The 10,095-nt window shown below is 40.0% G+C and carries 9 protein-coding genes, 12 tRNA genes and 1 pseudogene; 21 read left to right on the top strand and 1 reads right to left on the bottom strand.

Features of this window, described 5'->3' with window-relative positions:
* The 8 genes and pseudogenes from AC6CHS_RS19360 to AC6CHS_RS19325 all read left to right on the top strand — a co-directional run.
* A pseudogene (locus AC6CHS_RS19360) lies at positions 1-104 on the top strand (RsbT antagonist protein RsbS); the annotation flags it as partial.
* Between the two features lie 3 nt (positions 105-107).
* Positions 108-509: an anti-sigma regulatory factor gene (locus AC6CHS_RS19355; RefSeq protein WP_106895728.1), complete on the top strand. Its 402-nt coding sequence runs from the start codon at positions 108-110 to the stop codon at positions 507-509.
* Between the two features lie 123 nt (positions 510-632).
* Entirely contained in the window at positions 633-1,646 is a 1,014-nt protein-coding gene (locus AC6CHS_RS19350) for a PP2C family protein-serine/threonine phosphatase (RefSeq protein WP_106895729.1), read from the top strand.
* A gap of 110 nt (positions 1,647-1,756) precedes the next feature.
* A complete protein-coding gene (locus AC6CHS_RS19345; RefSeq protein ID WP_106895730.1) occupies positions 1,757-2,089 on the top strand; it encodes an STAS domain-containing protein in 333 nt (110 codons plus the stop codon).
* Positions 2,089-2,565: an anti-sigma B factor RsbW gene (gene rsbW, locus AC6CHS_RS19340; RefSeq protein ID WP_106895731.1), complete on the top strand. Its 477-nt coding sequence runs from the start codon at positions 2,089-2,091 to the stop codon at positions 2,563-2,565. Before AC6CHS_RS19345 ends, rsbW begins: the two co-directional genes overlap by 1 nt.
* Complete coding sequence (gene sigB, locus AC6CHS_RS19335) at positions 2,537-3,328, top strand: RNA polymerase sigma factor SigB (RefSeq protein ID WP_106895732.1); 792 nt, start codon at positions 2,537-2,539, stop codon at positions 3,326-3,328. Before rsbW ends, sigB begins: the two co-directional genes overlap by 29 nt.
* On the top strand, positions 3,325-3,939 hold the full coding sequence (locus AC6CHS_RS19330; protein ID WP_106895733.1) for a SpoIIE family protein phosphatase: 615 nt from the start codon (positions 3,325-3,327) through the stop codon (positions 3,937-3,939). Before sigB ends, AC6CHS_RS19330 begins: the two co-directional genes overlap by 4 nt.
* Before the next feature lie 114 nt (positions 3,940-4,053).
* Positions 4,054-6,219 (top strand): Tex family protein, encoded by a 2,166-nt coding sequence (locus tag AC6CHS_RS19325; RefSeq protein WP_498238285.1) that lies wholly within the window; start codon positions 4,054-4,056, stop codon positions 6,217-6,219.
* Between the two features lie 89 nt (positions 6,220-6,308).
* Here the strand turns inward: AC6CHS_RS19325 and AC6CHS_RS19320 are convergent, their stop codons facing one another.
* Positions 6,309-7,772 carry a catalase gene (locus AC6CHS_RS19320; protein WP_498238284.1) on the bottom strand — a complete coding sequence of 488 codons (1,464 nt, stop codon included), beginning with the start codon at positions 7,770-7,772 and terminating at the stop codon, positions 6,309-6,311.
* 185 nt (positions 7,773-7,957) lie between these two features.
* Between AC6CHS_RS19320 and AC6CHS_RS19315 the strand changes: the two genes are divergently transcribed.
* From AC6CHS_RS19315 to AC6CHS_RS19255, 13 genes are all read left to right on the top strand, one after another.
* Positions 7,958-8,419 carry a SprT family protein gene (locus tag AC6CHS_RS19315; protein ID WP_498238286.1) on the top strand — a complete coding sequence of 154 codons (462 nt, stop codon included), beginning with the start codon at positions 7,958-7,960 and terminating at the stop codon, positions 8,417-8,419.
* Positions 8,420-8,594: 175 nt separating this feature from the next.
* Positions 8,595-8,669 (top strand) — tRNA-Asn (locus AC6CHS_RS19310).
* A 3-nt stretch (positions 8,670-8,672) separates the two neighbouring features.
* A tRNA-Ser gene (locus AC6CHS_RS19305) sits at positions 8,673-8,763 on the top strand.
* 9 nt (positions 8,764-8,772) lie between these two features.
* Positions 8,773-8,844: transfer RNA gene (locus AC6CHS_RS19300), tRNA-Glu, on the top strand.
* A 32-nt stretch (positions 8,845-8,876) separates the two neighbouring features.
* Positions 8,877-8,953 (top strand) — tRNA-Asp (locus tag AC6CHS_RS19295).
* A gap of 5 nt (positions 8,954-8,958) precedes the next feature.
* Positions 8,959-9,033 (top strand) — tRNA-Gln (locus AC6CHS_RS19290).
* Positions 9,034-9,319: 286 nt separating this feature from the next.
* Positions 9,320-9,395: transfer RNA gene (locus tag AC6CHS_RS19285), tRNA-Lys, on the top strand.
* Between the two features lie 17 nt (positions 9,396-9,412).
* Positions 9,413-9,494: transfer RNA gene (locus AC6CHS_RS19280), tRNA-Leu, on the top strand.
* A gap of 46 nt (positions 9,495-9,540) precedes the next feature.
* Positions 9,541-9,624 (top strand) — tRNA-Leu (locus tag AC6CHS_RS19275).
* Positions 9,625-9,643: 19 nt separating this feature from the next.
* Positions 9,644-9,720 (top strand) — tRNA-Arg (locus AC6CHS_RS19270).
* Between the two features lie 6 nt (positions 9,721-9,726).
* A tRNA-Pro gene (locus AC6CHS_RS19265) sits at positions 9,727-9,803 on the top strand.
* A gap of 60 nt (positions 9,804-9,863) precedes the next feature.
* Positions 9,864-9,937: transfer RNA gene (locus tag AC6CHS_RS19260), tRNA-Gly, on the top strand.
* 17 nt (positions 9,938-9,954) lie between these two features.
* Positions 9,955-10,028: transfer RNA gene (locus tag AC6CHS_RS19255), tRNA-Ile, on the top strand.
* Positions 10,029-10,095: the final 67 nt, after the last annotated feature.

Below are 10,095 nucleotides of genomic sequence, written 5' to 3'. Positions count from 1 at the left end.
TTGCCATGACGCTAATTGATTTAGGTATTCATTTGAAAAATGTCCCAACGGCTCTGGACTTGGAACAAGGTTTAATTAAACTCTACCAGGAACTGGGGGAATAACGAATGAATCCCCAATCTTGTGTAAATATACAAAAAGAGTGGGATATTGTTGGGGCAAGGCAACTCGGCAGGGATATAGCCAGAAAAATTGGCTTTGGTACTGTTGATCAGGCAAGAATTGCTACGGCAATATCAGAATTAGCTCGAAATATATACTTATATGCCGAAACTGGGCAAATTTGTTTTGAAGTAATTGATAATATGGATCATAAAGGCATCTCTATGGTTGCAATAGACAATGGTCCTGGGATTGATGATGTCAGCAAGGTGATGGAAGATGGTTATTCAACCTCCGGTGGTCTAGGAGCAGGTCTTCCAGGTGTAAAACGATTAATGGATGATTTTGATCTACAGTCGGAAGCAGGTAAGGGTACAAGAATAAAAGCTGTAAAATGGGTAAGATAAGATATTAGTGAACCAAACAGAATGGAAGGAATATTTCTTCTACGAGAAACTGAGGTGTGTGCAGCGTATGTGGTACACACTTCTTCTCATTATTCTGCAGTGATTATACGAGGGGGGGATTTAATGGACGATATGATAAAGGTCGACGCAGCTAATTATAAGGACCTCATGAAACATTATATTGAAACACAGGATGAGCAATCTCTATACGGTGTAGAGCAGGTGAGTAAAGAGTTTATTAAAAATAATATTCTCCCTGAAGAGATTGTCAACCTTCATATACAGGCGTTGGCAGAGCTATATCCTAATATGCTTGAAGACTTCCAGCATTCGATGGATTTCCTTCTTGAGGCAATGATCGCATATGGAATGGCGCACCAAGAGTATCAGACGTTAAGGGAGAAACAGAATGAACTTAAATCTGAAATTTCGGTTGCCGCAAGTATGCAGAAAACATTGCTGGGGACGACAAAACCTACTATTGAAGGGCTTGATATTGGTGTAATCAGTGTTCCAGCTCATCAGATGAATGGAGACTATCATCACTTTGTAAAAGGGAAAGACGGTTCACTAGGTATTGCGGTTGCAGATGTAATTGGAAAAGGGATTCCGGCTGCCCTTTGCATGTCCATGATTAAGTACTCTATGGATAGTTATCCAGAAGAATCGATGACACCGAAGGCTATTCTGAAGAACCTTAATAGAGTAGTGGAACGAAATGTGGATCCGAGTATGTTTATCACCATGTTTTATGCTCAGTATCTTCCTGCAGAACATTTATTGCAGTATTCTTCTGCTGGTCATGAGCCTGGTTACTATTATAATGCTTCTACTGATTCTTTTACCGAAATTGAATCAAAAGGGCTTGTTCTTGGGGTATCTCCAGCAACTGAATACAACCAGTATGAATTGAAAGTGGATAAAGGAGACATGGTTATTCTCTTGACAGATGGAGTAACGGAATGTAGGGATGGCGAAAGATTTATCGAAAGTGAAGAGATTCTCGATGTCATTAAGCAATATTCCCACTTACCTTCCCAAGAAATGGTTACACAAGTATATAAGCACTTTGAGAAACTTCAGGAATTTGAGTTAAGGGATGACTTTACGCTACTTATTTTAAAAAGAGAAGTTTAATTTTCTAGAAGAAGGGTAAACAAAGTGTAATGTAATAAATTAAGGCTTGGATGTTAATCCTTTGAGGTTAATCGTCCGTACATAACCAGGCCGATTTCTAGGAGGAGCTTATGAATTTAGTTATCGATGTAGTCGAAGAAAATAATAAATCAGTTGTGAACCTTTCGGGAGAAATTGATGCATATACAGCACCGAATCTAAAGGAATCGCTTCTACCCTTAACCCAAAAAGAGGGAAATACAGTAGAAGTAGATCTTGGGAATGTAAATTACATGGATAGTACAGGCTTAGGGGTTTTTATTAGTGCACTAAAATCAACCAAAGAGAATAGTAGCGAAATGAAGCTCGTTAATATACAGGACCGTGTGTTACGCTTGTTCAAGATTACGGGGTTAGATGAAATTATGGATTTAAATTCAACAATTCGGGGTGTGACGGAGTAATGGAGAGATTTGACTTTATAGAGATGAAGGTTCCTGCGAAGCCAGAGTATGTAGGTGTGATTCGTTTAAGTATTTCAGGTATAGCGAATCGGATGGGTTTTTCCTATGAAGATATTGAAGATTTGAAGGTAGCCATATCTGAAGCAATCACAAACGCAGTAACACATGCTTATCACGAAAATGACGAAGGGGAAGTGACCGTAGGCTTTGCAGTCTATGAGGATCGCCTTGAAGTAATGGTAGCAGATCACGGTGGGAGCTTTGATCTGAATGAAATAAAAGATGGTATTGGCCCATACAAAAACACAGAGTCCGTGGAAAACCTTCGTGAAGGTGGTTTCGGTCTGTTTCTAATAAATACATTAATGGACAAAGTTCAGATTAACAATAACTACGGTGTTATTATTCTGATGACAAAGTATCTAAACGAAACAGAGGTGGACTTAGATGACGACCAAATCTCAACCACACAATAGCGGACGAGATGAGGTTTACCAATGGATAGAGTACCTGCAAAAAGAGCCAAAAGATGAAGTGATCCAGGAAAAAATTGTATTAACCTATAGAGATCTTGTGGAGTCTATTGCAAGAAAGTATTCTAAAAACAGCACGATTCACGAAGACTTGGTACAAGTAGGTATGATAGGTTTGCTAGCTGCTGTTAGAAGATATGATCCAACCTTTGGTAAATCATTTGAGTCTTTTGCTATCCCCACCATAATTGGTGAAATCAAGCGTTTTATACGAGATAAAACATGGAGTGTCCATGTGCCGAGAAGAATTAAGGAACTTGGACCAAAGATTAAAAAAGCGGTCGATGAACTTACTACAAATACGCAAAAATCCCCAACAGTAAGAGAAATAGCTGACTATCTTGAGGTTTCTGAAGAGGATATCCTTGAAACGATGGAGATGGGCAAGAGCTATAAAGCACTCTCAGTCGACCGTAAAATTGAAGCTGATTCAGATGGAAGTACGGTAGCAATTCTTGATTTAGTTGGTAATGAAGAAAGCGGCTATAATAACATTGACCAAAAAATGTTGCTCGAAAAAATTCTGCCGATCCTGTCTGAAAGAGAACAGCAAATTTTACAATGTACGTATTTTGATAACATGAGCCAAAAAGAAACTGGCGAATTATTGGGAATCTCCCAGATGCATGTCTCCCGCCTTCAGCGACGCTCTTTACGAAAATTAAGAGAAGCAATCCAGGCTGAGAGTACGGAGGTCTTCGATTGAGCGAAAATATAGTGGATGTCTCCGTCTTCCAAAAAGCAAAAAAGGGAAAATATCATTGCGGTGATAGTTACTTTTACAAGGAAACGGAAAAAGAGTTTGTATGTGCGATTGCAGATGGTTTGGGAAGTGGTGAGTTCGCTAAGGAATCATCACAAATTGTAATTGATATCATTCGGAACAATAGTTCCACTAGAATAGAGAACTTAATTGAAAAGTGTAATGAACAGCTACAAGGGAAACGTGGTGTCGTGCTTGGCGTTTTAAAAATTGATTTTAAGTCAGGAACATACTCCTTTTCCTCAATAGGTAACATATGTATTATGACTATTTCGGATGATAAAAAACGGAAGCGAAATATACCGAATGCTGGTTATCTAGCAGGGTATCATCGTCCGTTTAAAGTGGTACAGGAAAATTTGGATGAAAAAATGAACTTTGTCATGTTTTCTGATGGGGTTAGTGATAAAGAACTATCTAAAAAGTATTTAACCAATCAGGATGTCACGACAATTACAAAGACTTTTGAGTATATAAGTGAACCGGACAGAGATGATGATACAACTTTGATCGCAATTCGATATGATGCAGATAAAAGGAAGGCAGGCGAGTAAAACAACTGTCTTCCTTTTTCAATTGCCTTAAACATACATACGAAAAAATTTAAGTTCATTATGAAATCGGTACGTAATTTGGTAAACTAGAAATGGTGTGAAGGAGGAGTAACATTGGCTGAAACATATAATCAAGACCTTATTCAATGGGTCTCAAAAGAAGCAAACGTTAATACAACTATTGTAAACAAGGTAATTTCGTTATTAGACGAAGGGAATACCGTACCGTTTATCGCACGTTATCGAAAAGAGATTACCGGCGGTTTAGACGAGGTACAAATTAAAACTGTTCAAGATAAATGGGCATATGCTGTAAATCTTTCAGATCGAAAAGAGGAAGTACTACGAATAATCGAAGAACAGGGCAAGCTTACAGAAGAGCTTCGTAAAGAAATTACACAAGCAACACAATTACAACGTGTAGAGGATCTTTACAGACCATACAAACAAAAGAGAAGAACGAAGGCTACGATAGCAAAGGAAAAAGGACTTGAACCACTCGCTATTGTTATTTGGAAGCAAGAAAATATGGATGCTTTAAAAGAAGCCGACCAATATATTTCAGAAGAACATGATGTCCATACAGTGGATGATGTACTGACAGGTGTAAATGATATTGTGGCTGAATGGATTTCTGATGATCCAGAATACCGTGACCACCTCCGGGAGGAAACCTTCAAGCGAGGCACTGTTCAATCAAAGGTAAAAAATGCGGAGTTGGATGAAAAACAAGTCTTCCAGATGTATTACGATTATAATGAAGCGGTGAGGTCCATGGTCTCACATCGTATTCTTGCGCTAAATCGTGGAGAAAAAGAAGGGATTTTAAAGGTAGCAATTGAAACTCCGATAGAGGGGATTACTCGTTACCTCCAGGAACAAGTTATTCGTCGTTCCACAATAGGCGAGGTTAGAGAGGTTCTTGAACGTGCTATTGATGATAGCTACAAGCGTCTTATCCAGCCATCAATTGAAAGGGAAATTCGCAATGCTTTATCAGAAAAAGCAGAGGATCAAGCCATTGATGTATTTTCTAAAAACCTAAAAAATCTACTGCTACAGCCACCTTTAAAAGGGAAAACCATTCTTGGGGTGGATCCAGCTTTTCGTACTGGTTGTAAGCTAGCAATTGTGGATGAAACTGGCAAGGTGCATGAGGTTAGTGTCATGTACCCGACAGCACCTAAAAACGACGTTAAGGGTGCGGAGAAACTCATGCTATCGTTTATTAAAAAATATCCAATTGAACTCATTGCGATCGGAAATGGGACAGCTTCAAGAGAGACGGAGCAATTTGTTGCAAATGTAATTTCGGATAATCAACTGGATATTCCATATATCATTGTGAACGAAGCGGGCGCAAGTGTGTATTCGGCGTCTGAACTTGCAAGAGAAGAATTCCCTGATTTACAGGTAGAAGAGAGAAGTGCTGCTTCTATAGCAAGACGTGTTCAGGACCCATTGGCAGAGCTCGTTAAAATTGATCCAAAGTCTATTGGTGTTGGCCAATATCAACATGATGTTAGCCAGAAATCCTTGAACGAGTCCTTATCGTTTGTTGTGGAGACGGCAGTAAACCAAGTTGGTGTAAATGTGAATACAGCCTCCGCGTCCCTTTTGCAATATGTAGCAGGTCTTAGCAAGACAGTTGCTAATAATATCGTCAAACAGCGGAACGACCAAGGAAAATTTGTAAACCGCAAACAGCTTAAGAAGATTCCGAGGCTTGGTGCTAAAACCTATGAGCAAGGAATAGGATTCCTACGCATCGTCGATGGAGACCACCCGCTCGATCGTACACCAATTCACCCGGAAACTTATCCGCAAGTAGAAGAACTATTAAAATTGGTAGACAGCAGCATGGAAGATATCGGTACAGAGCAGCTTCGTACCAAGCTTGCTAATGTAGACAATACTACTATTGCAGAGCAGTTAGGTATTGGGAAGCCAACACTAGTGGATATTATGAATGCCTTAAGCAGACCGGAACGGGACCCGAGAGACGACTTTCCGCAGCCATTACTTAAGAAAAATGTCCTTTCGCTAGAGGATCTGAAACCGGGAATGGAAATGCAAGGAACAGTCCGTAACGTAGTAGATTTTGGAGTGTTTGTTGATATTGGAGTAAAACAAGATGGCCTAGTCCATATCTCGAAAATGGCAAACAAGTTTGTCAAACACCCAATGGATATCGCTTCTGTTGGAGATGTGGTTACGGTTTGGGTAGAGCAAGTAGATAGTGATAAAGGTAGAATTGCCCTAACTATGATAGAAGGATGAGAAAAAGCCGGATAACTCTGTGGAGAGTCATCCGGCTTTTTTGTGTGTAGTAGGCTGATGAAAAAGTAGTACTTACTCTTTTCAGGTAATTAACGTACGCTTTCTGGAACAGCTAGTCCAAGTCCTTGTGCAATTCTTTCGCCCCATTCAGGGTCAGCTTTATAGAAATGCTCAATTTGACGTAGCTTAATTTCATCTTTTTCTACTGGCTCCATGTGACCAACAAATGCTTTGATAAGACGATCTTTTTCATCTGCACTCATTAAGCGGTAAAGATCGCCTGCCTGAGTGTAATGATCTTCACTATCATAAGGTACACTGTCAGCTTGACCATGTACTTCAAATGGAGTAGTTTTAGTTGTGATATCTTCAGCCGGGCCATTTTGACTGTTTGGTTGGTAGTTAGGTGTGCTTCCACCATTACCGTTTACACTCATAAAGCCATCGCGTTGATAGTTGTTTACTTCATTTTTTGGACGGTTAATTGGAATTTGATGATGGTTGCCACCAAGACGGTAACGGTGCGCATCAGAATATCCAAACAAACGACCTTGAAGCATTTTATCAGGTGAAGCTTCAATTCCTGGTACAAATTGACCCGGAGAGAATGCAGCCTGTTCTACTTCTGCAAAGTAGTTTTCAGGATTGCGATTTAATACCATACGGCCAACTTCAATACGTGGATAATCTTTCTTGGACCAAACCTTTGTAACATCGAATGGATCCCATTTATAATCTTTTGCATCCTCTTCAGGCATGATCTGTACATATAATTTCCATGCAGGGAAATCTTCATTTTTAATTGCGTTAAAGAGATCCTCTGTGTGGTAATCAGGGTTTTCCCCAGCAAGTTTATCAGCAAGGTCAACATCTAAGCCTTTTACACCTTGTTCACTAATGAAGTGGTATTTTACCCAGAAAACTTCTCCTTGAGCATTTACCCATTTAAATGTATGACTACCATACCCGTTCATATGACGCAGTGTAGCAGGAAGGCCTCTATCACCATGTAGGTACGTAATTTGATGTAATGATTCTGGTGATAATGACCAGAAGTCCCACACCATATTTGGATCTTTTAGATGTGTTTGTGGATGACGCTTTTGTGTATGGATAAAGTCAGGAAACTTAATCGCATCGCGAATGAAGAAGATAGGTGTATTGTTACCTACTAAATCATAGTTCCCTTCTTCTGTGTAAAATTTAACTGCAAAGCCACGTGGGTCACGGACGGTATCCGCTGAGCCAAGTTCCCCTGCAACAGTAGAAAAACGAATAAACATATCTGTGCGTTTTCCTGCTTCACTTAGGAAATCTGCTTTTGTATATTTAGAAATTTCATCATTTGTCACTTCAAAGTAGCCATGTGCTCCAGCACCCTTAGCGTGAACGACACGTTCAGGTATACGTTCTCTATTAAAATGTGCAAGTTTCTCAAGTAAATGGAAATCTTGGAGTAAAGTTGGTCCATTATGACCAGCTGTTACTGAATTCTGGTTGTCGCCAACGGGAGCCCCGGCAGCAGTAGTAATACGGTTATTATTATTACTCAATGTTTATTCCCCTCTCTAAACTAAAATTAGACTTTCTACGTTTTATTATAATATAAACCAGATAAAAATCAATATTTAATTAAAATAATTTTAAATAACAACCACAAAACGTGCTTAAAACTTATTAAAGAACCTTTAATATGTTAAAATGGGAGTAATGGGCAATAGAGAATGAGATGAAGGAAATGAAAATCATGACAGAAAATGAACTATATAAATTAGTAGAAGAATTATCTAGAAGGTTCTTTAATCGTACGTTTCTGGATGATGTTTGTTTTAATAATAGATTGCGAACAACAGGGGGGCGATACATTCCGGCGAAGAGGGTGATAGAGCTGAACCCTAAATATCTTGAGGCAGATATGGAAGAATTTCAAGGGATTATAAAACATGAACTTTGTCACTACTTTCTTCATATAGATGGAAAAGGATATAAGCACGGAGATGCAGATTTTAAGCAGTTGTTGAAAGAAACTGGATCCCCTAGGTATTGTAGTCCTTTGCCTACTCAAAAACTAGAATACAATTATCAATATATATGTAAAGAATGTAAGCAGGTATATAAAAGAAGAAGAAGGGTCAATTTAAAGAAGTATCGTTGTGGTAAGTGCAAAGGGGCTTTACAACTGGTAGATATAAATAAGTAATAAAGCTAATGTAAAAAAATTCACGTAGGATATTGACGAATGGTGTCATCCATGGTAAATTAAATAAGCTAATAAATTACATAACAACACGTCAAAAAATGTTTAAAAAAGTGTTGACATCAAATTACAAATGTTGTATGATATTAATCGTTGCGAAAAACGCAATTGACATTATTCCACAGTAGCTCAGTGGTAGAGCTATCGGCTGTTAACCGATCGGTCGTAGGTTCGAATCCTACCTGTGGAGCCATACGGAGAAGTACTCAAGTGGCTGAAGAGGCGCCCCTGCTAAGGGTGTAGGTCGTGTAAGCGGCGCGAGGGTTCAAATCCCTCCTTCTCCGCCATTAATTATTGGCCCGTTGGTCAAGCGGTTAAGACACCGCCCTTTCACGGCGGTAACACGGGTTCGAATCCCGTACGGGTCATCTTAATTAAAAAGTAAAAAGAATCAAGGTTGGGTCCGGTAGTTCAGTTGGTTAGAATGCCTGCCTGTCACGCAGGAGGTCGCGGGTTCGAGTCCCGTCCGGACCGCCAGATGTTGGGCCATAGCCAAGCGGTAAGGCATCGGGTTTTGATCCCGTGTACCCCAGGTTCGAATCCTGGTGGCCCAGCCATTTATTTTTTGAGTAAGACCTATAGTAAGTAGTATTGTAAAATGTACTATTTAATGAATAGTATTTTTTTATTCCCTTTTTATGGGAGTCGGCAGTTCGTATTACTTCCTAATAAGGAAACTTTATAATCATTAGGAGCCATTAGCTCAGTTGGTAGAGCAACGAGCATTACTTCTACCGAATAGACTACGAGTAACCCCGATGCATCGACATCTTGAATAAGCTTTTAGAAGCAGGGGTCACTAGATGAACATTCTTAATATAGTAAGATTATTTTTTTAAACAGGAGCCATTAGCTCAGTTGGTAGAGCATCTGACTTTTAATCAGAGGGTCGAAGGTTCGAATCCTTCATGGCTCACCATTTTAAATATAAATCATGCGGGTGTGGCGGAATTGGCAGACGCGCTAGATTTAGGATCTAGTGCCTTCGGGCGTGGGGGTTCAAGTCCCTTCACCCGCATTAAACCATTTGGTTTTATAGAAACAGAGAAGTGTTTAAGATCTATGCGGTCGTGGCGGAATGGCAGACGCGCTAGGTTGAGGGCCTAGTGGGTGAATAACCCGTGGAGGTTCAAGTCCTCTCGGCCGCACTTTCAATAAATTTCATATGCGCCCGTAGCTCAATTGGATAGAGCGTTTGACTACGGATCAAGAGGTTAGGGGTTCGACTCCTCTCGGGCGCGCCATTTTAACGGGAAGTAGCTCAGCTTGGTAGAGCACATGGTTTGGGACCATGGGGTCGCAGGTTCAAATCCTGTCTTCCCGACCATCGAAGTATTATATGGCTAACAGGTCAAAGGTAATTGTAATTTCAAATTTTATATCTTATGCGGGTGTAGTTTAGTGGTAAAACCTCAGCCTTCCAAGCTGATGATGAGGGTTCGATTCCCTTCACCCGCTCCATAATTCTTTTAGTATGTGGGCCTGTAGCTCAGCTGGTTAGAGCGCACGCCTGATAAGCGTGAGGTCGGTGGTTCGAGTCCACTCAGGCCCATTCTATCACAATAAAAAAGTGTTGACACACTTTCTTGTCTGTGATATTCTTATTAAGTCGCCTTTTG

The organism is Oceanobacillus sp. GQ8, assembly GCF_059758495.1.
The sequence above is the reverse complement of the archived record's forward strand: the minus strand, read 5'-3'. Positions and strand labels throughout refer to the sequence as shown.